This window comes from Streptomyces sp. NBC_00273, from assembly GCF_036178145.1.
Classification (GTDB): Bacteria; Actinomycetota; Actinomycetes; order Streptomycetales; family Streptomycetaceae; genus Streptomyces.
In genome coordinates this window covers 8,612,972-8,637,830 of sequence record NZ_CP108067.1, presented here as the reverse complement: position 1 = coordinate 8,637,830, position 24,859 = coordinate 8,612,972, and the positions used below count along the sequence as shown (strand labels likewise).

The following is a 24,859-nucleotide window of genomic DNA, read 5'->3' as shown; positions in this document are numbered from 1 at the left end:
GATGCGTCCGTTCGGGTTACCTACAGTGACGAGGCACCCGATGTCGAGCAGGAGCGGACCATGCGCATCCACTATCCCCGTACGCCGCACCTCCCCTGGTCCCCCGGGGCGGCGGCGGACGACGTCCGGGCGGTCGGACTGACGGGGTTGGCCGGGCGCGAGGTCGTGGTGACGGAGAAGCTCGACGGGGAGAACACCACCCTGTACGCGGACGGGCTGCACGCGCGCTCGCTCGACTCGGCGCACCACCCCTCGCGGGCCTGGGTCAAGGGCCTCCAGGGCCGCATCGGCCCGGGGATCCCGGCCGGGTGGCGGGTGTGCGGGGAGAACCTCTACGCCCGGCATTCGATCCCGTACGAGGACCTGGACAGCTGGTTCTACGGGTTCTCGGTGTGGGACGGGGAGCACTGCCTGGACTGGGACCGGACCGTACGGTTCCTGCGCGGCCTGGGCGTTCCCACCCCGCGCGTGCTGTGGCGGGGCACCTTCGACGAGCGCGCGCTGCGCAAGTTGAAGCTCGACACGGCGCGCCAGGAGGGGTACGTCGTTCGGACGGCGGCCGGTTTCGCGCGCGAGGACTTCGGCCGGTGCGTGGCCAAGTGGGTGCGGGGCGGCCATGTGCAGACGAGTACGCACTGGATGTTCGCGCAGGTCGTGCCGAACGGGCTCGGGCCGACGGCCCCGTTGTGGGCGGTGCGCTCGGGGGCCGAGGTCGATGTGCCCGGGCTGTCCGCGGCCCTCGGGATGAGCGGGGCCGGCACCACCGGCGCCGCCGACAGCACCGGCGCCGCCGACGCGGACGAGGTCGCCGAGGTCGTGGCCCGGATCGACGGGGCGGGGCGGACCGGGGAGGACCGGCTGGCCGGTGTCCTGGCTGCCGTCCTCCACCGCGAGCCGCGGGCCCGGATCGCGGCGCGGATCGCGGCGGGCCCGGCCGGGATGGGACTCGCGCGACGGGTCGCCGATCTGGTGAGGCTGTACCCGTACCTGCAACGGCCGTTCCCGGACGAGGACCGGCGGGCCGGGCTGGTCCGGATGGCCGCTGCGGCCGATCTCGGCGTGCTGCACGCGCTCGCCGGGGCGCTGGCGGACGGGCCCGAGGCGCGGGAGTGCGTGGAATGGTCCGCACTGTGCGCCGAGGAGGCCGGGTTGCTCGGCCCGGATCCGCTGGAGGCCCTGGAGGCCGGGTTGCGCGAGGCGCTCGCCGGGCTGGACACGGAGGCTGCGGACCGCTGCTGGGCCGAGGCCCGGCGGGCCTTCGCGCGGGGCGGGATCTCGGGATCCGCCGTGGAGGAAGCGGTGGCGGCGACGTGGCAGTGGCGCGAGGGAACGTTTCCCCGGATGGTGCAGCTGTGCGGGCCCTCGGGCAGCGGGAAGAGCACCTTCGGCCGCGAACTGCAAGGTGTGGACGCGTACGTCAGTCTGGACGATCTGCGCACGGCCCGGGGTTCCCGTGCGGACCAGGGCGCCAACGCCGAGGTGTTGGGCGAGGGCCTGGACCGGCTCGACGCGGCTCTGGCCCGCGGCGGAACGGTGGTGTGGGACGCCACCTCGCTCACCGACCAGCAGCGCGGCCTGGCTGGCTCGGTCGCACGGCGCCGCGACGCACTGGTCACCCACGCCGTGGTGCTCGTGGAGGAGGCGGAGCTGGTGCGGCGCAACGGCGTGCGCCCGCATCCGGTGCCGCCGCAGGTGCTCACCTCGCAGGTGCACCGGTTCAGTCCGCCGTACGCCGGTCAGGCGCACCGGACGTGGTACATCGGTGCGGCCGGGGTCGTCGAGGACACGGCGGGCTGCCTCACGACCGGCTCCGCCGGCACGGGGCGGGGACGAGGGCACGGACAAGGACGAGGACGGGGACCGCACTGATGCGTACCAGCGAGGAGCTCTACCACCAGGTCCGCTGGGACTCCCGGTTCGATCCGGCCCGGTTCGTGCTCGGACTGCTCCAGCGCGGGGCCGCGCCGAAGCGGGTCCCGCTGCCCTCCTTCGTGCCCGGCGGCGACATCCCCTGGCACCGGGTGCTGTTCGTCGAGGCGGACGGCGAGCTGGTGTGGGACCGCGCCACGGGCGTGGACCGGATCGACGTCACCGCGGCGGGCCGGGTCCGCGATCCGCGGCTGCTGCGGGCCCCGTTCTTCACCGCCCGGACCCCGCACGCGTGGGACCCGGCGGGCGGCGGCGCCTGGCGGCCCGCCGAGCCGGTGCCCGGGGGCGGGGCGGCCGCTGCCGCGCCCTCCTCGGTGCGGCTGCTGACCTGGAACACGCTCTGGGACCGGTACGACGCCCCGCGCATCTCCACCGCCCGGCGCAGGCCGCTGCTGCTGGCCGATCTCGCGGCCGCCGATGCCGATGTCATCGCGCTGCAGGAGGTCGAACCCGAGCTGCTCGGCCTGCTGCTGGCGGCGCCGTGGGTGCGGGCCTCGTACACCCTCGGTACGGATCCGGGCGGTCGGGACGTCGCCGAGTGCGGGCTGCTGCTGCTCAGCCGGCTTCCGGTGCGGGAGGCGGGGATGCACCTGCTCCGCCCGCACAAGGCGGTCACCGCGGTCACTGTGGACACCGCGGCCGGCCCCCTGGTCGTCTCGAACACCCACCTGACCAGCGACCACACCGAGAACGGCGACGTCCGGCGGGAGGCCGAACTGGCGCGGCTCGCCGAGGGGCTGGGCGGCATCGAGGCCGGGGTGGCACTGCTGGGCGACTTCAACGACGGCCGCCACGGCACCTGGGGGCCCGCGGCCGCACTCGGCATGCGGGACGCCTGGAGCGACGTGCACGGGGCGGCGGACGACACGCCGACCTTCGACCCGGTGGCCAATCCGCTGGCCGCGGTGGGCTCGCTGTCGGGCCGGGCGGCCCGGCTGGACCGGATCCTGCTGCGGTCCACGACGGCCCGGGTGGCCCGGGCCGCGCTCCGCGGTGACTCACCGGCCCCCGAGGGGCTGTTCATCTCCGACCACTTCGGGGTGGAGGCGACGGTGGAGTTCGGGGAGCGGGGCGGTGCGCCCGCGCGCCTCGACGTACCGGCGACGGCACGGACGGCGGTGGCATGGCTTCCGCCGACCCTGCCGGAGGCGGTACGGGAGCTGCGCCGCGAGGTCGACCCGCAGGCCGGACGCTGGCCCGCACACGTGAACCTGCTCTTCGGCTTCGTCCCGGAGTCCTCCTTCGCCGATGCGGTGCAGCTCCTGGCGGAAGCGGCCGCCGCGACCGGGCCGTTCCCCGTCCGGTTGGAGGGTGTGCACAGCTTCGGACACCGTGAGGACGCCACGGTCTGGCTGGACCCGGCGGCGGCCGGTGAGGCGCCGTGGCAGGAGCTCCGGCGCGCCCTGGCGGAGCGGTTCCCGGGCTGCCGGGGACGTACGGGTGATCACCACGGCTACACCCCTCATCTGACGCTGGGACGCAGCCGGGACCCCCAGCGCGCGGTCGCGGCCTTCGCGGCGCGGCTCGGCGGCCCGGTGGCCGCGCGGGTCGGGGAGCTGGCCGTGCTCTCGCGGCGCGGGGACGGGCCGATGCGGGTCCGGGCGACGGTGGCGCTGGGGACGGGCGAGGTCCGATGGGAGCCGGAGGCCTCGGACCGGCCCGGGTCCACGGACCGGGAGGAGGCCGCCGGGTCGGTCACCGCGCGCGTCCGGGCGGCCCTGGGCGACGCGCAGGTGCACGTGGCAGGGTCGCGCCGCATGGGCTGCGCGCTGCCGGAGGCCGACCTGGACCTGGTGGCGGTGCTGCCCGGTCCGGGCGATGTGGCCCTCGTACGGGACCGGGTGGCGGCGGCGCTGCCCGAGGCGGGGCGACTGCGCGAGGTGACGGGGGCACGGGTGCCGGGGCTGCGGTTCCGCGTCGGCGGGCTGTCGGTGGATCTGGTCGCGATGGCCACCGGCGCGCTGGACCCGGCGCAGGCGGTGGCACGGCGGGCGGAGCTGGGCGAGGCCGCCGCGCTCGCGCTGAGCGCGGTCAGCGACGCCGATGCCGTACGCGAGCGAGTGGGAGCGGAGCGGCAGGCCGCGTTCGCCGGGCTGGCGCGGCGGGTGAAGGCGTGGGCGCGGGCCCGCGGGCTGGACTCGGCGCCGTTCGGCGGGCTGCCCGGGCTGGCCTGGGCGGTGCTCGCGGCGCGCACGGTGGAGGAGGTCGGGGCGTTGCCGCCCGACGCCCTGCTGCGCGAGTTCTTCGGCAGGTGGGCCGCCTGGGACTGGCGGGTGCCCGTCTCGCTGTCGTCGGCGGGCCCGGGCGCGGCGGAGGGCGGGCCGGACGCGGTCACGGTCCTCACCCCCTCGGAGCCGGTGCGCAGCTGCACGACCCAGGTCGGGCCGGGCCTGCGCGACCTGCTGGTCCAGGAGTTGTACGCGGCCTGGGAGCTGTTGGAGTCCGGCCCCGCGGACGCCGTGTGGGCCCCCGGGCCTCCGCCGCTGCACCGTCGGCACGCAGCCTGGGCGGTGGTGAGCGTACGGACGGCCTCCGAGGCGGAGTTCGAGGAGACCCTGGGCCGGGTGCGCGGGCGACTGCGGGCCCTGCTCGGCACGTTGGAGGAGGCCGGCGTCACGGACGCGCACGCCTGGCCCCGGCCCTACGAGTCGGGCCCGACCCTTGCCCGCTACGCGATCGGCCTCGGCGCCGCTCCGCCCGATGCGGCGCACCTCGCCGCCCTGGCCGGCCCCTGGCGGACCGGCCTGGCGGGGGTCGAGGTCTCCTGGGCGGCCGGCGGCGAGGTACCCGACCTGGTGTGAGGAGTGGGCGGTCAGGGGTCGTGTCCCGGGCGCTGTGGGGCGCGGGCCAGGGATCGCGGGTCGTGGGCCACGGGGGCCACGGGGGTCAGATCTCGATGATGATCTTCCCTGCCGTGTGACCTCCCTGGCTCAGCTCGAAGGCGGCCGCCAACTCGCCGAGCGGGAAGGTCGTGGCGACCGGCACCTTCAGCTGTCCGCTGTCGGCGAGCCGCCGCAGTTCGGCCAGGTCGCTGCCGACCGGGCGGACCCACATCCACTCGCCGCCCGCGCCGAGCACACTGGGGTCGGCGATGGAGGCGTGCCGGCCGTCGTCGTGGAGCACCTCCCGGGTGACGGCTCCGACGCCGCCGACGAAGTCCGCGACGACCGTGGGGCCGTCGGGCACGAGGGCCCGTACGCGCGCGGCGAGCCCGTCCCCGTACTCGATGGGTTCGGCGCCGAGTTCGCGTACCCGGTCGTGGTTGCGCGGGGAGGCGGTGCCGATGACCCGGGCGCCCAGTGCGCGGGCGATCTGCACGCCGAAGGAGCCGACACCGCCCGCCGCGCCGTGGATGAGGACGGTGTCGTCCTTGCCGGTGCCCAGGCGGGTGAGCAGTTGGTAGGCGGTGAGCCCGGCGAGCGGGAGTCCGGCGGCCTCGGCCCAGGTGAGGGAGGTCGGCTTGTGCGCGAGGGCGCGCACGGGCACGGTGACGAACTCGGCGAAGGTCCCGCCGTGCACGTAGTCCTTGCGGGCGTACGCGATGACCTCGTCGCCCTCGGCGTATTCGGGGGTGTCGATGCCGACCCGCTCGACGGTGCCGGACACGTCCCAGCCGGGGACCACGGGGTAGACCACGTCCATCAGGGGGTCGAGCCCGCCTGCCATGATCTTCCAGTCGACGGGGTTGACGGCGGCGCACTTGACCCGGACGAGGACCTCACCGGGTCCGACCTTGGGCATCGGCAGCCGGGTCTCGGAGAGCACCTCCGTCCCGCCGTACGTCTCGTACGCCATCGCCCGCATGGTTTCCTGGCTGCTGCCGCCCGACTGGGACATGTACCCGACCTCTCCGTGTGCTGGTGGAACCCGCCCCCGGCCCATCCCACCATGCACGAAGCGCCCGCCCCACGAAGCGGGGCGGGCGCGGCGCGGCGCGGCAGAACGACGGGCTCACTCGTACTCGGTGCCGCCCTTGCGCGTCAGGTACGCCGGGCTGACGGCCTTGGCGATGGCGCGGCCGCCCACGACCGGGCTGTACCGTTCCGCCGACGGCCGGATGACGACACCCTCCCGCAGGTGCACGGCCTTCCCGGAGACGGTCTCGCGGCCGCTCGCCAGCTCCAGCACCGCGTCGAGGTCGTACGGGCCCTCGTACAGCCGCGGTACCAGCGGAAGCTCACCGTCCGTCAGGACGGCGGCCGGGTCCAGCCAACGCGTCTGTCCGTCGATCTCGGCGGAGACGTCGAAGACGGCGTATCCGGGTGGCGCGTCGGCGGTACGGACGTCGGTCCCGTACGAGAGGTCCTGGACGCCCTTGCCGTACACCTCGCCGAAGATCCCGACCCGGGTCGCACCGAGGCAGTCGGCCAGGGCCGCCGCGACGGCCGCCACACCGTGCCCGCGTACGGCCCGCCAGTAGAGGTTGCGCTCGTCCTCCTTGAGCGCCAGCCCCTTCGAGCCGAACCCCTTGGAGGAGACGAAGGACCGCTCGCCCTCGACCACGTACGTGAACAGGCAGGCGGTGCCGTGCAGCTTCTCGGTGAGGACGACCGGTTCGCCGGGCTCGAAGATGTGCGGGTAGCGCTGGAGGTTCTCGATGTCGACCCACGGCATCAGGTCGGCGGCGGCTTCGACGTCACCGTTCATGGTCGTGGGTATGGGCGGGGCCCATTTGGTGATGCCGAGCAGCTCCGCGAAGTCCGTCTCCTCCTCGGCCGCCCGGGCCAGGTCCACGTCGGCGAGCGCGCGCGGCCTGCACACCAGTCCTTGCGAGAGTTCGCCGCGCAGCCGGACCGCCTTGACCCGGTCGGCGGAGCCGCCCGCGAGCCGCCCGGTGAGACCGAGCTCCTCGATCAGATCCGCCGGCAGCACGGCCTGTTCGGGGATGTAGACCGCGAACTCGCCCGTGCGGTAGGCGCCCTTGGCGATCACGGCGCGGTACAGACCCACCTGGGCCAGTTCCAGCGCGTCCGCGTTCGGGTGCTCGTGGACGGTCAGTTCTTCGGCGGTGACGCGCAGGGTCGACATGGGACGGCTCCAACAGTGGTCAACAGTGGTCAGGGACACGGCCGACGCCCGGTGATGTCGCGGCGCGTCGGTGACGACCACTCTGCTTCCCGCCATTTCCGCTGGTCCAACGAATATCACGGTGTTAGCCTGCCCGCCCCGGCGCCCGTGTCGTCCCTGCCGTCCCCGTCGTCCCCGGCATCGCGCCGTCCCAGGTTCCGTGTCCCGCAGGAGGTCCCCGTGTCAGCTCGTCCGGTCACCGTCGTCACCGGCGGCAGCAGGGGCATCGGTGCGGCGACCTGTCTGCGGCTGGCTGCCGACGGGCACGATCTGGCGCTCGGTTACACCCGTGACGCGGCGGCGGCCGGGGCCGTCGCCGAGCGGGTGCGGGCCGCCGGGGCGCGCTGTGTGACCGTGCGCGGTGACATCTCCGAGGAGTGCGCCGTGGAGCGGCTCTTCGACATCGCCGGCGCCGAACTCGGCGGGGTGACCGGGTTGGTGAACAACGCCGCGGTGACCGGCCCGCTGGGCCGGCTCGCCGATGCCCGCACCGAGGACCTGCGGCGGGTCGTGGAGGTGAACCTCCTCGGTTACCTGCTGTGCTGCCGCCGGGCCGCCCGGGACATGGCGGAGGGCGACGGCGGGGCGATCGTGAACGTCTCCTCCACGGCCGCCACCCTCGGCAGTCCCGGGGAGTACGTGCACTACGCGGCGACCAAGGCGGCCGTCGACGCGCTCACCGTGGGGCTCGCCAAGGAGCTCGGCCCGGACGGGATCCGGGTCAACGCCGTGGCTCCGGGCATCATCGAGACCGACATGCACGCGGCGATGGGCGATCCCGACCGTCCGGCGAAGGCCGCGGCCGGGATCCCGCTCGGCCGGCCCGGCCGGCCCGACGAGATCGCCGGGGCGGTCGCCTGGCTGCTCTCCGCGGAGGCCTCGTACACGACGGGCACCGTGCTGCGGGTCTCCGGGGGCCGCTGATCCGGGCGGGGCCGTCCGGTCCGCGGCTCAGGTCCAATGCTCCTGGCTGAGCACCCCCACGAAGAGCAGCAGCGCGACGGCGACGGCGACGGCGGTGAGGCAGGAGCGCGCGAACGCCTTCGCCACGCTTTGATCGTCCGGCGGGGGCGGGGGCGCGGGCACCGGCCGAGGGTGTGGGGGCGGCGGCGGGCCGGGCGGTGGAACCGGGACGGACAAGGCAACCCCCGTGGGCACAGGTACGGATCGCACGGGAACGAGCCGCTCGACCGCGTCCGCTCCTGCGTTCGCCCGTAGCCTGACAGAAGAACTGAACACGTTCAACCAGAGGGGGCCATCGGGCGCGGCCGACGATCAGCCCATCGCCGCCCGCGTGGCCGGTCCGTAGACCCCGTTCGGGTCGCCCTTGATGGAGCGGTCGCGCTGGAGTTGGCTGACGCCGCGCTTGGTCTGGCCGGCGTAGACCCCGGTGACGGAGACGTACGTGAACCCCTGCCCGTGGAGCAGCTCCTGCAGGGCGCGCACCTCGGGGCCGCTGTCGCCCATCCGCAGCGTTCCGGAGGAGCTCGGCGGGCTCGGGACCGAAGCGGTGGGCGAGGAGGGCTGTTTCGTGCCCTGGCTCGCGGACGCGCCCGGCTCCCGGGAGGGAGCGGGCGGGGCGGAGGCAGAAGCGGAGGCGGAGGGGGACGGTGCGGGCGCGCTCGGGCCGGGTACGTCGGTCCCGGCGACGGAGTCCGGACCGCGCGCCCGGAGCTTCGGTACGGACAGCTCGGCGGGCGCCCCGGCCCGGGACTGCTGCGGGTCGGGGCCGCTCAGCAGGAGCACCAGGGCGCCCACCGCGGCGAGCGCCAGCAGGGTCAGGACGGCGAACGGAAGCCGGCTGCGGCGCCCTCGGCCGGCGCTGCGGCCCGCAGCCGGGTCGGGAGCGGAGCCGGGAGCGGGAACGGAAACGGGAACGGCGACGGGAGCGCCGGGTTCCTGGACGTGCGCGGGGCCGGGGAAGGCGAGGGGGCCGGTCTGCGGCCAGGTGGGCGCGGTCGACCGGGGCGGTGCGCCCGAGGGGGCGACGTACGGGCGGACGAACAGGTGGTCGTCGGGGACGATCCCGTTCTCATCAGGGTCTTGGCGCATGGTGGTCTCCCGGCAGGGTCGGGGGCCGGCGCGGCGGTGCGGTGCCGGCCCCCACCCGGTCGGTCAGGCTCCGTACCGCCGGGCGGCGGGAGCCGGGGCCGCACCGGCGGCGGGGGCGCCGGGCGTGCCGAGTACGTCGCATGCGCCGTGCGTCGGAGAACCGCCGGTTTCGGCCGGGTCGATCGACGGGCGAACGGATAGGGGCATCTGACGTATCTCCGGGGTGCGGCTCACGCTGTGGTGCTCGATCGGCGCACTCTTGCCCTCCGGCGGGGGCCGGGTCAAGCCGAGTGTCCGATCCGCCCCCGTCCATCCGATCTGTCGGGCGCGCCGCTCCCGCGGCGCCCCGCCATCAGCCGGGGGTGCGGGGTGTGCGGCGGATCGCCGTGACCCACACGGTGGCGGCCGCCGCGAGCATCAGGGCGGCCCCGCCGAGCGGGGCGGCGGGTACGGAGATGCCGTCGACCGCGAGGCCGCCGCAGAGCGCGCCCGCCGCTATGGCGAAGTTGAACATGGCCACCATCAGGGAGGACGCGGCCTCGGGCGCCTCCGGGGCCGCCTTGATCATCCAGCCCTGCACGCTCACCGAGACCCCTCCGTACGCGAGTCCCCAGGCCAGCAGGAGCGCGGTGCCGACGGCCGGTCCCGGCAGGACCGCGATCAGCGCGAGGACGACGGTGAGGGAGGAGCTGACCACGAGCAGGGTCCGGTACGCGTCGCGTGCTCCGGCCAGGAAGTTCCCCGCGACGCCGGCGATGCCGTAGCCGAGCAGCAGGGTGCTGATGTGTTCGGCGTCGACGCCGGAGACCTCCTGGAGGATCGGCCGTACGAACGTGTAGGCGGCGAACTGCCCGGTCACCACCAGGAAGGTGACGATGACCCCGGCCCGCACGGCGCGGTTCTCCCGGAGCAGGGCGGGGAGTTCGGGAAAGGTGATGTGCCGGGTCGCCGGCAGCGGGGGCAGCAGCACGAGCAGGGCGGTCAGCGTGACGAGGCCGAGGGCGCCGACCGCCGCGAAGGCGGTGCGCCAGCCGCCGAGTTCACCGAGCAGGGTGCCGGCGGGGACGCCGAGCACGGAGGCGGTGGGGACACCGCCGAAGACGAGCGCGGTGGCCCGGCCGACCTGGCGCTCGGGGACGAGGCGTACGGCGAGTCCGCCGGCGATGGCCCAGAATCCGCCGACGCTGACGCCGACGAGCAACCGGGCCGCCAGGACGACGGCGAAGTTCGGGGCGAGCGCGGCGGCCAGGTTGGCGGCGACCATCACGGCGATGAGCACGCACAGCACGAGCCGCCGGTCGAGCCGGCCGGCGCCGACGGTGACCAGCGGCGCGCAGAGTCCGGCGACCAGTCCGGGCGCGGTGACCATCAGACCGGCGGTCCCGTCGGACACCCCGAGGGCGGTCCCGACGGGGGTGAGCAGCCCGACGGGCAGCAGCTCGGAGGTGATCAGGCAGAAGATGCCGAGCGAGACGGCGCAGACGGCCGCCCAGCCCTTCCACGGAGCGGCACCGATCCCCGGTGCGGGTCCGGCTCCCGGCCCGGCTACGGGCTCGGGCTCCCTGGGCAGTCCGGGCTCGGGCGGGCCCGATTCGGAGGGCGGCGCGGGATCGTTGCCGGGCGCGGCGGCTGAGGTCATGGATCGGTACTCCGTACGGACGATCGGCGGGCAGGACACGGCGGTACGGGGAGCCGGGGGTCGCGCCTCCCCCTTCGCCCGTACTGTCGTTCCAATTCCCCACGGGCTCCGGCCATTCCCACCGGGCCGGTGTCACCCGCACGCGTGAGAGGAGGGCCGGGCCGGCCCGGCCGTACGGCAAGGTGGTCGGATGCAGTTACGCCGTGCCGTGCCCCTCTCCCTCGTCGTGCTCCTCGCCAGCACCGGCTGTGTCTCCGTCGGGCCCCGGGATCCGGCTCCGGCTCCCGTACGGGGATCCGTACCGACGGCCGAGGCGCCCGAGGTCCCGACGCCCCTGGCCCTGCCGTTGGGGGCCCTGCCCGAGGCCGCCGCGCCCGCTCCGGACGCGGCCCGGGACCCGGGCGCGGACGCGAACCCGGGGCAGGCCCCGAAGTCGGACCCGGCTCCGGCCCCGGAGCCGGAGCCCTCGCGCGAGCGGGCCGCGAAGGCCGCGCCCCCGCCGCGGCGCAAGCGCGCGCCCGGGCCGGCGACGGCCCATCCGCGGCGGCGGCCGGCCCCGCCGCCGCGCCTGGACCAGCTGTGCGCGGCCGCCGAGGGCGCGGTACCGCCGTCCATCGTCGACCTCTGTCTGCGGCAGTACGGCCGCTGACCACCGCGTCCGTCGCCGGTGCGACGCTTGACCCTCCCCCTGTGTCAGACCTTGTAGTGGAGAGCGTCATGTTCACCATCGGAGACTTCGCCAAGCACGGCCGGGTGTCGGTCCGCATGCTGCGTCACTACGACGCCCTCGGACTGCTGCGCCCGGCACGCGTCGACCCCTTCACCGGCTACCGCTCCTACGAGGCCGGGCAGCTCGCCCGCCTCAACCGGATCATCGCGCTCAAGGAACTCGGCTTCTCGCTCGACCAAGTGGGAACGATCCTCGGCGAGCGGGTGGGTGCGGAGGAGCTGCGCGGCATGCTGCGGCTGCGGCAGGCCGAGCTGGAGACGGCCATGGCCGCCGCGGCGGCCCGGCTGGTCCAGGTCGAGGCGAGGCTCCGGACCATCGAGGAAGAGGGAACCATGCCCGCCGACGACATCGTCGTGAAGAGCCTTCCGCCCGTCCGGCTCGCCGAACTGACCGGCACGGCCGCGAGTTACGAACCGCAGGACATCGGGCCGGTCATCGGGCCGCTCTACGAAGAGCTGTGCCGCCGGATCGAGGAGGCCGGGGTCGTCCCGACCGGTCCCGGTACCGCCTACTACGAGGACGCGGCCGCCGGCGGACCCGCGGGAGCCGTCCTGGTCCACGCCGGACTGCCGGTGGCGGCCTCGGTCCGCGCCGAGGACCTCGGGGGTGAGGTACGGATCGTCACGCTGCCGGCGGTGGAGCGGGCCGCCACCGTGGTGCACCGCGGCTCGATGGACGGCGTGCTGCCGACGTCGCAGGCCCTGGCGCGGTGGATCGACGCGCACGGGCACCGCTCGGCCGGGTACGCGCGCGAGCTGACCCTGGCCTGCCCGGAGGACCGGGACCAGTGGGTCACCGAACTCCAGGAACCCCTGGCCGCCACGTCCTGACGCCCTCACGCCGCCCCCAGCACACGGACGGCGGGCCCCGGCGGTCCTCAGGGGCGGCGTCCGCAGGCGCGGGCGCACCGCCGGGCCGTGTCGCGCCGGGCCGTGCGCAGCCTGCGCACGGTGTCGTGGCCGCGCCGCTTCCACTCGCCCCGGGGCAGCGCGGCCCGCTGGCCGCCGCCCGCGATCAGGGCGTTGACCGGGGTCATCGGGTCGGCGGCCATCGCCTTGGCGAACAGGACGCCCACGACGAGCGGGACCAGGGCCACGGCCAGGGCCGAGCCGGCGGTGGTCACGTGCTGCATGCGCGGGCTGGCGGCCCGGCCGCTCGGGGCATCTGAAGTCATGTCCCCATTCGACCAGCGGCGCGCCGTCGGGGAATCGGGGTGGATACTCAGGCCGTTGGGTGTGAGGTACTCAGACGGGCGGGGCGGGTGGTGGGTCATGGCAGTACCCGGGCAGGGCTTCGAGCCCGCGACCGGCGACGGCCCGGCAGCCGCGCCCGGCGGGCGTGGGGCGGAGCTGCGCACCGCGTACGAGGGATTGCTGCAGATCCGCCGTCTGGTGAACGGCCCGGCGGGTACGGCGGTTCCCGCGCCGTGGGAGGTACGGCAGCTGCCGCGCGCGGTGGCCCTCGCACTGGAGGCGGCGGGGATCGCGCCGTCGGCGCTGGACGCCGAGGGGAGGCGTACGCGGACGGGCTACCGCGTGGCGGCCGGAGCGGAACCCGGGCGGGTGGAGGTGACCTGGCTGGGCCCGGCGGGCGGCGGTGCGGCGGGTGCGGAACAGGAGCGGCTGACGGCCTGCGCGGCCGTGCTGGAAGGGCTGGGCTGGGTGTGTCTGCTGTACCGGGGCCCTCGACGGCGCCGCTTCCTGGAGGTGGAGCCCCCGGGCGGGCTGAGCGGCGGGCCGGGAGCGCCCGGAGGGTACGCAGGACCGGGCGGGAGCCCGCTCAGCTGAGGGTGAGCAGGACGACGTCCACCTCCCGGCCACGGGCCATGGCGAAGTCGCGGGTGCGGCCGGTGACGGTGAACCCGCACTTCTCCAGCACCCGGATCGAGCCCGTGTTGTCGGCCACCGCCCCGGCGTGCAGGGGGCGGGTGCCCTCCAGCCGGATCAACTCGGCCAGCGCCCGGGTGGCGATGCCCCGTCCCCAGTGCTCCGGGCCGATCACGTACGTCACCTCGCGCTCCTGCGGCGGCCCGAACACGGCGGCGTGGCCGACCACGACCCGGTCGGCCAGCACGGTGCGCAGGAGCACGGCGGGGTCGTTGCGCACCTTCGCCCAGTGCGTGTCGAAGTGGCCCCGGTCGTAGTGGTACTTCCTGGTGATCGCCGCCATCTGCTGGAGGCCCGGGTGCGTCAGCTGCTCCCAGAAGACGGCCAGGTCGTCGTCGCTCGTCTCGCGCAGCTCGATCTGCATGTGCGCTCTCCCTCTCCCCCGGGGTTCGATCTCGATCGCCCACCCTACGAGGTGCGCGGAGCGGGCCCGGGCCCTTGTCAGGCGTAGCGTCCGGCCAGCGTGGTCACCGTCTCGGCGAGGGCGCGGCGCAGTTCGGGCGGGCCGAGCACCTCGACCTCCGTGCCCAGGCGCAGCAGGTCGCCGACGGCGACGGCCTGGAACTCGACGGCGATGCGCAGCCGGACCCAGCCGTCCGCGTCGGCGGGGCCGGCATCGGCGAGCGCCCGGGTGCCGGCCGCTCCGAACTGCATCGGCAGCAGCCGCTGTCCGCGCGGGGACAGCCGTAGTTCGGCGGTCTGCTGGTGGAGGGCTGCGTCCAGTCGGCTGGTGGATTCCTGCCAGTACGCGGCCAGTTCGAATCCGGCGGGCCGTTCGAAGCGCTCCGCCGCGGTGTCCACCGTCAGGAACCGGGAGACCCGGTAGGTCCGTACGGCTCCGTCGGCATCCGCAACGTCGGCGACATCGGCGACGAGGTACCAGATGCCGCTCTTGAGGACGAGGCCGAGCGGATGCAGCTCGCGCCGTACCTCGCCGCGCCAGCGGCGGTAGTGGGTGTGCAGCACGTGCTGGTCCCAGACGGCCTGGGCGATCTGCGCGAGGTGCGGGACGGGGTCGGCCTCCCGGAACCAGGCGGGCGCGTCGAGGTGGAAGCGGTCCTGGATCCGGCGGGCCCGGGCGGCGAGCGCGGCCGGCAGCGCGGCCTGGAGCTTGAGCTGGGCGGCGGCCAGATCGGCGCCGAGGCCGAGCTCCTGTGCGGGTCCCGGTGCGCCGGCGAGGAAGAGGGAGCCGGCCTGGGTGTCGGTGAGGCCGGTGAGGCGCGTGCGGTAGCCGTCGGCGAGCCGGTAGCCGCCGGCCGGGCCGCGGTCGGCGAGCACGGGGACGCCCGAGGCGCCGAGGGCGTCGATGTCGCGGTGGATCGTGCGCACCGACACCTCCAGCTCGGCGGCGAGTTCCGGGGCGGTCATCCGGCCGCGGTTCTGCAGCAGCAGGAGCAGGGAGAGGAGCCGGTCGGCGCGCATGGCGTCATTGTCACCCGTACCTGACAGAAGATGTCAGGTACGGGTGCCAGCCTGGGGGCACGCCGGGCGGAGAGACCGTCCGGCCGCCCGAGAGGACCGTCATGCCCACGCCCGTAGAGACCGCTGGCCGCTTCACCTCCGCCAACTGGGAGGAGAGCCCCGTAGGCGCCGTGGACGCCGTCCCGCGGCTCGCCCACGCCCATGTCAACAACGCCTTCACCGGGGGGATCGAGGCCGCCGAGACCGCCTGCGACTACACGATCGCCTACACCGGGGAGAACCTCGGCTCCTACAGCGGAATGGAGCTGGTCCGCGGCAGCGTGGACGGCCGCAAGGGCAGTTTCGTGCTGGAGGAGCGCGGCACCTTCGATGCCGGTGGCACGGTCTGTCGTTTCGAGGTGGTCCCCGGCTCCGGCACCGGGGACCTCGCGGGATTGACGGGATCCGGAGGCTTCACCTACCGGCACGGCGACACCTCCGTCGCGTACGCCTTCACCTACGACCTGGGTGAGAGCCCGTCCCGTTGAGGGACCCCGGGCGTTGACGGTCCCCCGGTAGGCGGCGGTGACGCCGGCGTCATCGCATCGTTGCGCTCGCCCCGGGGGCACGTTCGTGAGCGTGTCGCACCGAGCGCGCGTGGCGGCGCTCCTCGAGGAATCGCCGCTCACCGCCGCAGCCGTCATCGCGGACGTGCGGCATCTCCTCGCACACGGCACCCGGCAGTGCCACGCCGGGCTGGTGGCGTTGGCCGAGGACACGGTCGCCCCGGAGTCCGTCCGCGGTCTCGACGAGCTGTTGGTGGACTGACGTCCGCTCCGCTCGTCGGGCCCCGCCGCCGGCGGGCGACCGGCGTTGTCAGTGGGTCCCCCTAGCGTCCCGGACATGACGCGGACCGCACACACCTTCGCCTACGCACGCCCTTCCTCCCTGACCGCCGCCGAGGCGGGTCAGGCCCTCAACCTGGAGACGGCCGGGGGTCTGACCCCGACCGGGGCGGACGCCCACCCCCAGTTCTTCGCCGGGTTCCTGAGCGCCCCTCAGGCGGCCGCGCGGGCCCTGCTCGCCGTCGCGGACGTGGCCGCGGCCCGCTACTACCGGCGCGCCCTGCCCGCCTCGCTCGACCCGGTCGTCACCGGCAACGGCGACCGGCTGCGCTTCGAGTCCTTCTCCGGCTGCTGCGGGGTGTACGCCCGGCTCGACGTACTGCCGGAGGGTCTGCGCGGCGCCGACACCGGCCACGGCACCACCAACGTCGACGTCAACAACCCGCTGCGCGAGGCGTTGTCCCGGCTGAGCGGTGACGACCCGCTGCACCTGCGGGTCGGCCCCGACGAGTTGGCGGTGACCACGCTCGACGGGCCGGTCGTGGAGAAGAAGGTTCCGCTGCCGGAGCGCTGGCTGCGCGGATTCGCCGAGTCCCAGGCCGTCACCGCCGGCTTCGACCTGCGGGCCGAACTGACCGCCGCCGAGGCGGCGCGCTTCCTCCGTTCCCTGCCCCGTGGCGCGGCGGGCGGCGGAGCCACGAGCGGCGCCCTGTGGGTGGTTCCCGCCGGTCGTGCGCTGCGCCCCACCACCCGGCCGGTGCCCGGCGCGGTCTGCCTGCCCGGCCCCGAACGTCTCGCCGCCCTCCAGCGGGTGCTGCGGCACGCCACGGGCCTGCGCGTGTACGGTCCCGCGCCGGCCGGGGCCGAGCCCACCGCCTCCGCCTGGGAGGTCACCCTGCCCGGGATGCGGCTCACGCTCACCCTCTCCCCGGAGACCTCCCGAGGGTTCTCCGGGGAGGGCGGCGTCCTGGAGGCCCTGGCCACCGACGCGGCGGCCGAGGACGCCGAGCTGATCTCGGTACTGCTCGCCTGGGAGCCGCGCATCGATCCGGCCGATCTGGCCGAACAGTCGGGGCTGCCGGTGGACCGCGTACGGGCGGCCCTGACCCGCCTCGGTACGGCCGGCCGGGTCGGCTACGACATCGCCGAAGCCGCGTACTTCCACCGCGAACTCCCCTACGACGCCCGCCGTGCCGAACGGCACAACCCGCGGCTGGTCGCCGCCCGCGCCCTGCTGGCCGCCGGAGCGGTCACCCTGGGCGGGCCCGGTACCGCCCTGGTGGCCTCCGGCGAACGCCGCTACCAGGTGCGCGAGTCCGGCGGCGCACTCAGCTGCACCTGCCAGTGGTGGGCCGACCACCGGGGCCGCCGCGGCCCCTGCAAGCACGCGCTGGCCACCCGGATGGCCCTGCGGTCCGCCGCCACCGCCACCTCCGCCACCTCTTCCGTCTCCCCTGCCCCTTCCGGAGCCGCACGATGAACGCCACCGCGAACCCCACCGACGACATCACCGAGGACGTCCTCGCGGCCGTACGGGCGGGCCGCGCCGCCGAGCTGCCGGGCCTCCTCAAGGCGCTGGAACCCGCACAGCGCCGCGCACTGCTCGCCGGGCTGAAGGGGCTGCGCGGCGAGCTGCGTTCCTCGCGGTGGGAGCGCTGGGAGGACCGCAACCGGGTGAACCCGGCCCTGGTGGTCGCCGGAGCCGGCTGCATCACCGGGGCGGCGGCCGCGGCCACCTGGATCGGCGCCGCCGATCTGCGCCGCTGGAGGCGGCAGCCGCCCACCGCCGCACTGCTCGACGTACTGTCCGGCCGGGATCCGAAGTGGCTCGGCGACCTCGCCCACCGACTGGCCGCCCGGCCCGCCACCGCCGAACAGGACTACCCGCTGATACGCGAACTCGTCCGGCTCGCCGGCTGTCCCGTACCCACCACCGACGGCTGCGTCGAGGGCTGGGCGACAGCCGTGGGCGCGTCCCGCTCCCCTCTCGTGGTCACCCTGCGCCGCGACCCGCACCTCACCGCGCTCGCCCCGCGGCTCTTCGAGACCGCCGAACCGGTCCGGGTCCTCACCTGGCACCGGGATCCGGACGGCCCCGACAACTGGCCGACCGCGCTGGCCGCCCTGGCCGACGAGGGGTTCCTGGACCGAACCGTGCTGCTGGACGGATGCACCGCGCGGTTGCTGCGCGGTGGCAAGCCCGCCCAGCTGAAGCCCTACCAGGAGATCCTGGAAGCCCTGCGTCCGACCGCCGAGGAGGAGCGGGAGCGGGCCGCCGACTGGATCGCGCTGGCCGCCGACGCGCCTTCCGCCGTCGCCGGGACCGCCCAGCAGACCCTCGCCCGGCTCGCCGCGGCGGGTCACCTGGCCCCCCGCCGGCTCGCCGAGATGTCGGCCGCCGTCCTCTTCCGCCCCGAGAAGAAGCTGGTCCGCTCGCAACTCGTACTGATCGGCAAGGAACTCACCCGCAACCCGGCCGCCGCTCCCGAGCTGCTGCCGGAGCTCGCCGAGGCGTTCGGGCACGCGGACACCGGCATCCAGGAGCGGGCGCTGAAGCTGGTCGCCGCCCACCTGACCGACGATCCCGGACTGCGCGCCGAACTCGCCGAACGGGCACACCTGTTGAGCCCGGTCCACCGGGCCCGGGCGGTGGAGCTCCTGGGACCGGCCGCCGCTCCCGCCGGGGAGCCCGGCCTTTACCAGGAGATCCTGCCGCCGCTCCCGGTCCCGGCTCCGCTCGCCCTGGCCCCGGGGACGGTCGCCGAGACCGTGGAACTCGTCGCGGCGGTCATCAACGCGCGCGTCGCCACCGTCGAGGAGTTCGAGCGCGCCCTGGACGGGCTGGTTCGGCACGCGTACCGGGACCGTGCGGCCCTCGCCGAGGCGCTGCGGCCCGCGCTGGCGGACCGCTGGTGGCTGGACCCCGAACAGTCCCGTTACTACACGCAGGAGTTGCCCGGCCTGGAGCACGTGGCCGCCTGCGTCCTGGACGCGCCGCCGACGGGCACACCGGATCCGGCCCTCGTGTCCTGGCGCAGCGACTGCCACCACCCCGCGATCGGCGCCGCCACCCATGCGCGCGTGGCCGAGGCCGCGGAGCGCATCGCGTCCCGGCCGGTGCCCTTCCTCCTCGCCACGCCCACCGTGGAGACGGGCTCGCTGGACCCGCGCGTACTGGTCGCCCGCCTGGCCGAGTACGGCCGTCTCGGCGCGGACCCCGCGCCCGCGGACTTGGCCCAGGCCTTGCTGCGGGTCCGCCGCGACGCCTCCGTCGTTCCCGAGGCCGCCGCCCTCGGCACGCCGGCGGGCGATCGGCTGGCCGCCTGGCTCGGCGAAGCGGGCCGGCCCGTGGCCGTCACCCGCCGTACCGCGCCGGCGGTGGAACACCGGTGGGGCGGCGTAACGCCCGCGCGTCTCGTGCTGGACACGGCGCAGCGGACGACCGTGGTGCGCGAGTTCCCGCACCGGTTCCACGAGCTGGCGAAGGCCCGCACGGCGACCGACCGCTGCTGGGACGGTCGCGACGACACGTCGATGATCGCGGTCCTGCCCGAGGACCGGGAGGCCCTGGCCGCCTGGTGCCTCCCGGTCGTCACGGCCGGTGCCGTCAACGAGGCGCGCGAGTCGGCCGCAGCGCTGCCCCTGCTCGCCGCGGCCGGTGGACCGGCCGGCCCGGCCCTGCACCTGGCGGTCGCCACCGGGCTCGGCGCCCGGCACGCCGAGGACCGGCTGAGGGCCGTGGACGCGCTCCTCACCCTCGCCGCCCAGGATGAGCTGGACGCCGTACGCCTCGGGTGCGATCTGGCCGAGCTGATCGCCCTGGGCACGGTCAAGCCCAGCCGGCTCGCCGACTCGCTGCGCACCCTCGCCGCCACGGGCGCGTACGCGACGACCTGGGCCGTGCTGGCGGCCGCCCTGCCCGCGCTGCTCACGGGGGCGGCCGACCCCCGTGGCGCCGGTGACCTCCTGTCGACGGCCGCCGAGTGCGTGGAACAGTGCGGGGCGGCGGCGCCCGAACCGGCGGGGCTCGCCTCCGTCGCGGCCCGGGGCGGCTCGTCGCGCCTGGTCACCCAGGCCGCCCGGCTGCGTGACGCCCTCCGCCGCAACGAGGGGGCTCCCGCCGCGGGCAACTGAACGGGCTGCCGTAACGGAAAAATTGTTGAACTTTGTCCCACTGTCCGTAAATATGCGGCCAATTTGGCGATGACGGGACTGATGTTTCATCATCATGACTGCACGTCAGCTTTCGGCGTGCGTCAGAGGGATACGGGGGCGCCGGGGGGTCCCCCGTTCACACCGGCCCGACTCCGCAGGCGAGTTCCTTCTCTCGCCGCGCCCCGCCGTGATTCCCGTTCCCGTTCCCGTCATCCAGGCAAAGGCTCATGTCCGCCCAGCAGCTCTCGGACCTCATACGTTTCGCCCGCCACAACTCGCCCTACTACCGCGACCTCTACGCGTCCCTGCCACCGCACGTCGACCGCCTCACCGACCTGCCGGTGGTCGACCAGCAGGACTTCTGGGCGGCCAACGCCCTGCACGACAGCCGTGTGCTGACCGGCCCGCTCAGTGAGGCCACGGTCTACAAGACCGGCGGCACCACCGGGTCCCCCAAGTTCTCCGTCTACACCCGCGACGAGTGGCGCACGTTCGTCACCGCCTTCGGCGAGGGGCTCGTGGACACCGGTCTGCGCCCGGGGCACCGCGTCGCCGACCTCTTCTACGCCGGGGAGCTGTACGCCAGTTTCCTCTTCGTCCTCGACTCGCTCGCCCACGCGCCCGTGGACAACGTCCGCCTGCCGATCGGCGGCGGCGCGCCGCTGGAATCGACGATCCCCACGCTGCGCGATCTCGCCGCCCAAGTGCTGACCGGCACGACCACCACCCTGTGCCGGCTCGCCGAGCAGGTCGTCGCGTCCGGTGTCCGGCTCGACTCGGTGGAGTTGCTCCTCTTCGGCGGCGAGGCCCTCTTCGATGACCAACGGCGGCTGCTGGCCGCCGCGTTCCCGGGCGCCGAGGTCCGTTCCGTCGGATACGCCAGCGTCGACGCGGGCCTCCTCGGCCGCCCGGTGCCCGGCCCCGACGCCCGGGTGCACCGGGCCTTCACCCCGTACGCGGTCGTCGAGATCCTCGACGACTCCACCGACGAGCCCATCACCGAACCGGGGCGGCCCGGCCGGGTCGTCGTCACCAGCCTCTTCCGCCGCCTCATGCCGATCATCCGCTACCCCGCCGGTGACCGGGCCGAGTGGACCGGCACCGGGCCCGGCCACTTCAGGATCCTCGGGCGCGCCGAGGAGGGTGTGCGCGTGGGCCCCGTCTCCCTCTACACCCAGGACGCCCAGGACGCCGTGGCCGCGGCGGACACCGAGGGCCGCGTGGTCGGCATGCAGCTCGTCGTCCGCCGCTGGGACGGCCGCGACGGGCTGGTCCTGCGACTGGCGACGGCCCCCGGTGACGACGCCCGCGACCAGGTCGCGGGCGGCCGCGAGGCGCTGGCCGAGGCCGTCGTCACGGAGCTGGAGAGCGTACGGCCGCTGTATCCGGACAGTGTGCGTGCCGGGTTCGTGCACCCGCTGTCCGTGGAGTGGGCCCGCCACCGCGACCTCGCCGTCAACCCGCGCTCGGGCAAGCTCGTCCGCGTCCTGGACGAGAGGCCGACCGCATGACCGCCTCACCCACGGCCGACACGGCCAACACGGCCGACACGGAAAAGGAGACGGACAAGGAGCCGCAGCCGCTGCCCGGGGCCGACCGTCGGCGCGCTCCGCTGGTCCTGCGCAACCGGGCCTTCGGCGCCGTATGGCTCGGCCAGGTCCTCACCCAGGCCGCCGTGCGCATGTTCCAGGTCGGCGTGTCCTGGTGGATCGTCGCCTACGCCGTGCCCGGGGCCCGGGGACTGGCCTCGGGGCTGTTCATGGCGGTCTGCACGCTGCCCGCCGTGGCGCTGGCGCCCGTCGTGGCGGGGGCCGTCGCCCGCATCGCACACCGCTCGGTGCTGCGCACCTCGGCAGCCGTCGCCGGGGCCGCCGCGGCCGCCCTCGCGCTGTGGGCGTACGGCGGCGGACTGCCGCTCACCACCGTGTACGCCGCCGGTCTCGCCCTGGCCACCTGCCAGGCGTTCTTCGACCCCTGTCTGACCACCTCGGTCCCCGAGCTCGTCGACGACGCCGACATCGAGACGGCCACCGGCTTCGAGCTGTCCACCCAGTCCCTGGCCGGCCTCTCGGGAGCACTGCTCGGCGCCCTGGCCGTCGACCGGGCGGGCGTGGCCGGGCTGGCCGCCGGCTGCGCGGCCGCCTACCTCGGCGCCGCCGTACTCGTCGCGAGCGCCCGTTTCCGCACCGTCACCGCGGACGGTGCGGAGGGCGCGGACGGCGCGGCGGCCCCGCCCCGGCGGCGCCCGCTGCGCCGCATCCTCGCCGAACTGCCCTCCGTACGGCGGATCCTGATCTGCTTCACCGCGGCGAACCTGTTCACCGCCGCCGTGTTCGTCGTCATCCCCCTCTACACCCGATCGGTCCTCTTCGGCGGGGGCGGCACCGTGGCCCTGCTGGAGGCCTCCCTGGGCACCGGTGCGCTCGTCGGCGCCTTCACCGGCACCCGCGTGCCGGGACGGCCCACGGTCGCCGGGGCCTGGTGCCTGGGCCTGATGGCCCTGGCACTGGCGCTGCCCGGGCTGTTCGCGCAGCGCCCGGTCGTCGCGGGCTGCCTGGCCGTGGCCGGCTGGTGCGCCGGGGCCGTCAGCGTGCGCTTCGTCGCCCTGTTCCAGCGGATGGTCCCGACGGCGGACAAGCCCGGCTTCTTCGCCGTGATGCAGGCCGTCCTCGGTGCCTCCCTGCCGGTGGCGTCCCTCGTGTTCGGCTTCGCCGGAGACTTCCTCTCCCCGCAGACGCTCTGCCTCGTACAAGGCGTCGGGCTGCTCCCGGCAGCCTGCGCGCTGGCCCTGCTCGGGTCCCGTACGCCCGACCCGGCCGTCGCGGAACCCGCCGGAGGCGAGCGATGAGCCCCGTGATCACCCCGGCCGTCCGCGCGGACATCGCCGAACTGCGCCAGCTCTACTACGCCGTCTACGGTCCGCACTACCCGGTGGCCCTGGGCACCGACCCGGCAGAGATGGCCCGGCTCATCGCGGACCCGCACTCCCTCTGGCTCGTCACCCGCTGCGCCGTCACCGGGGCGCTGACCGCGTCCGCCGCCATCCACGGCGAGGCGGGCAGCCGCACCGGCCGCCTGGAGGGCATCGCCGTGCACCCCGAGCACCGCTCGGCGGGCCTGGCCGCCGCCCTGACCGAGGCCCTGTGCGCCGGGATGCTGGACACGGGCCGCCTGGACTCGGTGTACGCGACCGTACGCACCGTCAGTGCCGGTCCGCAGCGCGTCGTCGCCCGCAACGGCTTCCGGCCGCTGGGCATCCTGCCCAACGCGGTGGATCTCAGCAGCCGCGAGAGCCTCGCACTCTACGCGCGTCACGCCGACGGTGTGCTCGACCGGCGGATCCCCGTCACCGAAGTACCGGCCCCGATGATGCCGTTGCTGCGCACGGCCGAGTCCGCGCTCGGCATCCGCTACCCCGGGGTCAGGGCCTCCGCCGGCCCGCTCCCGGCGCCCGCGCCGCACGCGGCGGTCGAACGGCTGGAGGTGATCGAGGCACCCGCCTTCGTCCGCCGCCGCTTCCGCGAGCGGTTCCCGGGCTCCGGGGGCTGGTTCTACCCGCTGCACACCCCGAACGTGCTGCTCACCCCCGAAGACGGCCGGTTCGAGGTCTACGCCTACCTCAACCGCGCCGGCGGGTACGGCTGCCTGCTGACGGCCCACCCCGACCCGGCCGCCGCGGCGGCCCACCTCGAACCCGTCACCCGGGCCCTGGCCCGCGCGGGCGCCGGCTACGTCGAGGCCCTGGTGCCGCTCGCGCACCACGAGGCCCTCGCGGCCTTCCTCGTCCAGGGGTTCGTCGCCGGGGCCCTCTACCCGGCCATGCGCGCGGACGGCGACGGCTTCCACGACTACGCCGTGCTGTCCCGTTCCGGCGAGCGGATCGACTTCCGCGGCGTCGCCGTCGAACCGCCCCTCCAGCCGTACCTGGACTGCTACGTGTCGGCCTGGGCGTCGGCACACCTGCCCACTTCATCCGAGGTTGCCCCATGAGCCCCATGAGCCCTGTGAACCCCCATCTCGCGCCGGTCGCCGTACCCGACCCGGCCCTGCTGCCGCACGTGCAGCAGCTGTGCGACCTGACCGATCCGTACGCCTTCGGACCCGCGCAGGACGAACTGTTCGCCGCGGCCATGGCGGAGAGCAACGCCTGGCACACCGAGCGATCCGCGTTCTTCCGCTCCCTGTACGAGGCCACTCCCCCGGCCGAGCCGTACCGTACGCCGCTCGTCCACGCGAACTTCTTCAAGCGGCACGAGGTGCTCTCCATCCCCCGCGAGGACGTCGAGCTGCACCTGACCTCCTCCGGTACCACCGGCCAGAAGTCGCAGATGTTCTTCGACGAGTGGACCATCCGCTCCGCGCAGCGCATGGTCGCCCGGATCTTCGAGCGCAACGGCTGGATCACCCCCGACCAGGAGGTCAACTACCTCCTCTACAGCTACGAGCCGTCCCCCTCCTTGAACCTCGGGACCGCCTTCACCGACAACTACCTGTGCGACTTCGCCCCCGCGCGCAGCGTCGCGTACGCGCTGCGCAACACCGGCGGCGAGCACGAGTTCGACCCCTTCGGCTGCATCGCCGCACTGCGCCGCTTCGAGCGGGAGGACGCCCCGGTCCGCATCCTCGGCTTCCCGGCCTTCCTCTTCTTCACCTTGGAGCGGATGCGGGCCATGGGAATGCCTCCGCTGCGCCTGCCCGAGGGCTCCCTGGTCGTCCTCGGCGGCGGCTGGAAGGGGCACGCCGACCGGCGCATAGAGAAGGAGGAACTGTACGCCCGCGTCACCGAGCAGCTCGGCATTCCGGGTGAGCGGATCCGGGACACCTTCGGGTCGGTCGAGCACTGCATCCCGTACATCGAGTGCGACCACCACCGGCTGCACGCGCCCGTCTGGTCACGGGTGACGATCCGCTCCACCCGCACGCTCGAACCGCTGCCCTACGGGGAGCGGGGCTACCTGCACCTCGTGTCGCCGTACATCACCTCGGTGCCGGCGCAGAGCGTGGTCATGGGCGACCTCGCCTCCCTCCGGCCCGGCAGCGCGTGCGGATGCGAGCTGGAGACCCCCTGGTTCACCGTTCACGGTCGTGCCGGGGTGAGCCGCAACCGCAGCTGCGCGGTGGCCGCAGCGGAACTGATGAAGGGAATGGTGTGACC

Annotated in this window: 21 protein-coding genes; 14 read left to right on the top strand and 7 right to left on the bottom strand. The window is 74.9% G+C overall.

The features are described from left to right. The first annotated feature begins 60 nt into the window (after window positions 1-60). Window positions 61-1,869: an RNA ligase family protein gene (locus OG386_RS38585; protein WP_328791983.1), complete on the top strand. Its 1,809-nt coding sequence runs from the start codon at window positions 61-63 to the stop codon at window positions 1,867-1,869. Further along, the gene (locus tag OG386_RS38580; protein ID WP_328791982.1) at window positions 1,869-4,730 is read left to right on the top strand and encodes a poly(A) polymerase; all 2,862 of its coding nucleotides are present in this window, start codon (window positions 1,869-1,871) and stop codon (window positions 4,728-4,730) included. Before OG386_RS38585 ends, OG386_RS38580 begins: the two co-directional genes overlap by 1 nt. An 85-nt stretch (window positions 4,731-4,815) precedes the next feature. Here OG386_RS38580 and OG386_RS38575 read toward each other — a convergent pair whose 3' ends face one another. After that, window positions 4,816-5,733 (bottom strand): NADP-dependent oxidoreductase, encoded by a 918-nt coding sequence (locus tag OG386_RS38575; protein ID WP_328793508.1) that lies wholly within the window; start codon window positions 5,731-5,733, stop codon window positions 4,816-4,818. Between the two features lie 147 nt (window positions 5,734-5,880). Then, entirely contained in the window at window positions 5,881-6,957 is a 1,077-nt protein-coding gene (locus OG386_RS38570; protein WP_328791981.1) for an RNA ligase (ATP), read from the bottom strand. Window positions 6,958-7,176: 219 nt separating this feature from the next. Between OG386_RS38570 and OG386_RS38565 the strand changes: the two genes are divergently transcribed. Then, entirely contained in the window at window positions 7,177-7,920 is a 744-nt protein-coding gene (locus tag OG386_RS38565) for an SDR family NAD(P)-dependent oxidoreductase (protein ID WP_328791980.1), read from the top strand. A gap of 351 nt (window positions 7,921-8,271) precedes the next feature. Here the strand turns inward: OG386_RS38565 and OG386_RS38560 are convergent, their stop codons facing one another. After that, window positions 8,272-9,048 carry a peptidoglycan-binding domain-containing protein gene (locus OG386_RS38560; protein ID WP_328791979.1) on the bottom strand — a complete coding sequence of 259 codons (777 nt, stop codon included), beginning with the start codon at window positions 9,046-9,048 and terminating at the stop codon, window positions 8,272-8,274. A gap of 352 nt (window positions 9,049-9,400) precedes the next feature. Beyond that, window positions 9,401-10,687, bottom strand: a complete 1,287-nt coding sequence (locus OG386_RS38555; RefSeq protein WP_328791978.1) for an MFS transporter — start codon at window positions 10,685-10,687, stop codon at window positions 9,401-9,403. Window positions 10,688-10,877: 190 nt separating this feature from the next. On the opposite strand from OG386_RS38555, the gene OG386_RS38550 reads away from it, so the two are divergent. Both OG386_RS38550 and OG386_RS38545 read left to right on the top strand, forming a co-directional pair. Then, window positions 10,878-11,336: a hypothetical protein gene (locus tag OG386_RS38550; RefSeq protein WP_328791977.1), complete on the top strand. Its 459-nt coding sequence runs from the start codon at window positions 10,878-10,880 to the stop codon at window positions 11,334-11,336. A 68-nt stretch (window positions 11,337-11,404) separates the two neighbouring features. Continuing rightward, window positions 11,405-12,247 (top strand): MerR family transcriptional regulator, encoded by an 843-nt coding sequence (locus OG386_RS38545; protein WP_328793507.1) that lies wholly within the window; start codon window positions 11,405-11,407, stop codon window positions 12,245-12,247. 47 nt (window positions 12,248-12,294) lie between these two features. On the opposite strand, the gene OG386_RS38540 is transcribed toward OG386_RS38545, so the two are convergent. Next, a complete protein-coding gene (locus OG386_RS38540; RefSeq protein ID WP_328791976.1) occupies window positions 12,295-12,591 on the bottom strand; it encodes a hypothetical protein in 297 nt (98 codons plus the stop codon). A 97-nt stretch (window positions 12,592-12,688) separates the two neighbouring features. On the opposite strand from OG386_RS38540, the gene OG386_RS38535 reads away from it, so the two are divergent. Continuing rightward, on the top strand, window positions 12,689-13,204 hold the full coding sequence (locus OG386_RS38535; RefSeq protein WP_328791975.1) for a hypothetical protein: 516 nt from the start codon (window positions 12,689-12,691) through the stop codon (window positions 13,202-13,204). On the opposite strand, the gene OG386_RS38530 is transcribed toward OG386_RS38535, so the two are convergent. Next, window positions 13,197-13,667: a GNAT family N-acetyltransferase gene (locus OG386_RS38530; RefSeq protein WP_328791974.1), complete on the bottom strand. Its 471-nt coding sequence runs from the start codon at window positions 13,665-13,667 to the stop codon at window positions 13,197-13,199. The genes OG386_RS38535 and OG386_RS38530 overlap by 8 nt on opposite strands. Window positions 13,668-13,744: 77 nt before the next feature. Next, window positions 13,745-14,725: a helix-turn-helix transcriptional regulator gene (locus OG386_RS38525; RefSeq protein ID WP_328791973.1), complete on the bottom strand. Its 981-nt coding sequence runs from the start codon at window positions 14,723-14,725 to the stop codon at window positions 13,745-13,747. Between the two features lie 101 nt (window positions 14,726-14,826). Between OG386_RS38525 and OG386_RS38520 the strand changes: the two genes are divergently transcribed. The 8 genes from OG386_RS38520 to OG386_RS38485 all read left to right on the top strand — a co-directional run bounded on the left by OG386_RS38520 (window position 14,827) and on the right by OG386_RS38485 (window position 24,857). Further along, window positions 14,827-15,252 (top strand): DUF3224 domain-containing protein, encoded by a 426-nt coding sequence (locus OG386_RS38520; RefSeq protein ID WP_328791972.1) that lies wholly within the window; start codon window positions 14,827-14,829, stop codon window positions 15,250-15,252. Window positions 15,253-15,343: 91 nt separating this feature from the next. Continuing rightward, window positions 15,344-15,532 (top strand): hypothetical protein, encoded by a 189-nt coding sequence (locus OG386_RS38515; protein ID WP_328791971.1) that lies wholly within the window; start codon window positions 15,344-15,346, stop codon window positions 15,530-15,532. Between the two features lie 75 nt (window positions 15,533-15,607). Then, window positions 15,608-17,029 carry an SWIM zinc finger family protein gene (locus OG386_RS38510; protein ID WP_328791970.1) on the top strand — a complete coding sequence of 474 codons (1,422 nt, stop codon included), beginning with the start codon at window positions 15,608-15,610 and terminating at the stop codon, window positions 17,027-17,029. After that, on the top strand, window positions 17,026-19,683 hold the full coding sequence (locus OG386_RS38505) for a DUF7824 domain-containing protein (protein ID WP_328791969.1): 2,658 nt from the start codon (window positions 17,026-17,028) through the stop codon (window positions 19,681-19,683). Before OG386_RS38510 ends, OG386_RS38505 begins: the two co-directional genes overlap by 4 nt. Window positions 19,684-19,931: 248 nt before the next feature. Beyond that, on the top strand, window positions 19,932-21,215 hold the full coding sequence (locus tag OG386_RS38500; protein WP_328791968.1) for a phenylacetate--CoA ligase family protein: 1,284 nt from the start codon (window positions 19,932-19,934) through the stop codon (window positions 21,213-21,215). Beyond that, window positions 21,212-22,552, top strand: a complete 1,341-nt coding sequence (locus OG386_RS38495; protein WP_328791967.1) for an MFS transporter — start codon at window positions 21,212-21,214, stop codon at window positions 22,550-22,552. Before OG386_RS38500 ends, OG386_RS38495 begins: the two co-directional genes overlap by 4 nt. After that, window positions 22,549-23,694: a GNAT family N-acetyltransferase gene (locus OG386_RS38490; protein ID WP_328791966.1), complete on the top strand. Its 1,146-nt coding sequence runs from the start codon at window positions 22,549-22,551 to the stop codon at window positions 23,692-23,694. Before OG386_RS38495 ends, OG386_RS38490 begins: the two co-directional genes overlap by 4 nt. Before the next feature lie 5 nt (window positions 23,695-23,699). Then, window positions 23,700-24,857, top strand: coding sequence for a LuxE/PaaK family acyltransferase (locus OG386_RS38485; RefSeq protein ID WP_328791965.1), 1,158 nt, complete (start codon window positions 23,700-23,702; stop codon window positions 24,855-24,857). Window positions 24,858-24,859: the final 2 nt, after the last annotated feature.

Excerpts from the sequence above, each read along its gene's own strand:
- OG386_RS38585 (WP_328791983.1), top strand. The coding sequence starts at position 61 with ATGCGCATCCACTATCCCCGTACGCCGCACCTCCCCTGGTCCCCCGGG.
- OG386_RS38580 (WP_328791982.1), top strand. The coding sequence starts at position 1,869 with ATGCGTACCAGCGAGGAGCTCTACCACCAGGTCCGCTGGGACTCCCGG.
- OG386_RS38575 (WP_328793508.1), bottom strand. The coding sequence starts at position 5,733 with ATGCGGGCGATGGCGTACGAGACGTACGGCGGGACGGAGGTGCTCTCC.
- OG386_RS38570 (WP_328791981.1), bottom strand. The coding sequence starts at position 6,957 with ATGTCGACCCTGCGCGTCACCGCCGAAGAACTGACCGTCCACGAGCAC.
- OG386_RS38560 (WP_328791979.1), bottom strand. The coding sequence starts at position 9,048 with ATGCGCCAAGACCCTGATGAGAACGGGATCGTCCCCGACGACCACCTG.
- OG386_RS38555 (WP_328791978.1), bottom strand. The coding sequence starts at position 10,687 with ATGACCTCAGCCGCCGCGCCCGGCAACGATCCCGCGCCGCCCTCCGAA.
- OG386_RS38550 (WP_328791977.1), top strand. The coding sequence starts at position 10,878 with ATGCAGTTACGCCGTGCCGTGCCCCTCTCCCTCGTCGTGCTCCTCGCC.
- OG386_RS38545 (WP_328793507.1), top strand. The coding sequence starts at position 11,405 with ATGTTCACCATCGGAGACTTCGCCAAGCACGGCCGGGTGTCGGTCCGC.
- OG386_RS38540 (WP_328791976.1), bottom strand. The coding sequence starts at position 12,591 with ATGACTTCAGATGCCCCGAGCGGCCGGGCCGCCAGCCCGCGCATGCAG.
- OG386_RS38535 (WP_328791975.1), top strand. The coding sequence starts at position 12,689 with ATGGCAGTACCCGGGCAGGGCTTCGAGCCCGCGACCGGCGACGGCCCG.
- OG386_RS38530 (WP_328791974.1), bottom strand. The coding sequence starts at position 13,667 with ATGCAGATCGAGCTGCGCGAGACGAGCGACGACGACCTGGCCGTCTTC.
- OG386_RS38525 (WP_328791973.1), bottom strand. The coding sequence starts at position 14,725 with ATGCGCGCCGACCGGCTCCTCTCCCTGCTCCTGCTGCTGCAGAACCGC.
- OG386_RS38520 (WP_328791972.1), top strand. The coding sequence starts at position 14,827 with ATGCCCACGCCCGTAGAGACCGCTGGCCGCTTCACCTCCGCCAACTGG.
- OG386_RS38510 (WP_328791970.1), top strand. The coding sequence starts at position 15,608 with ATGACGCGGACCGCACACACCTTCGCCTACGCACGCCCTTCCTCCCTG.
- OG386_RS38505 (WP_328791969.1), top strand. The coding sequence starts at position 17,026 with ATGAACGCCACCGCGAACCCCACCGACGACATCACCGAGGACGTCCTC.
- OG386_RS38500 (WP_328791968.1), top strand. The coding sequence starts at position 19,932 with ATGTCCGCCCAGCAGCTCTCGGACCTCATACGTTTCGCCCGCCACAAC.
- OG386_RS38495 (WP_328791967.1), top strand. The coding sequence starts at position 21,212 with ATGACCGCCTCACCCACGGCCGACACGGCCAACACGGCCGACACGGAA.
- OG386_RS38490 (WP_328791966.1), top strand. The coding sequence starts at position 22,549 with ATGAGCCCCGTGATCACCCCGGCCGTCCGCGCGGACATCGCCGAACTG.
- OG386_RS38485 (WP_328791965.1), top strand. The coding sequence starts at position 23,700 with ATGAGCCCTGTGAACCCCCATCTCGCGCCGGTCGCCGTACCCGACCCG.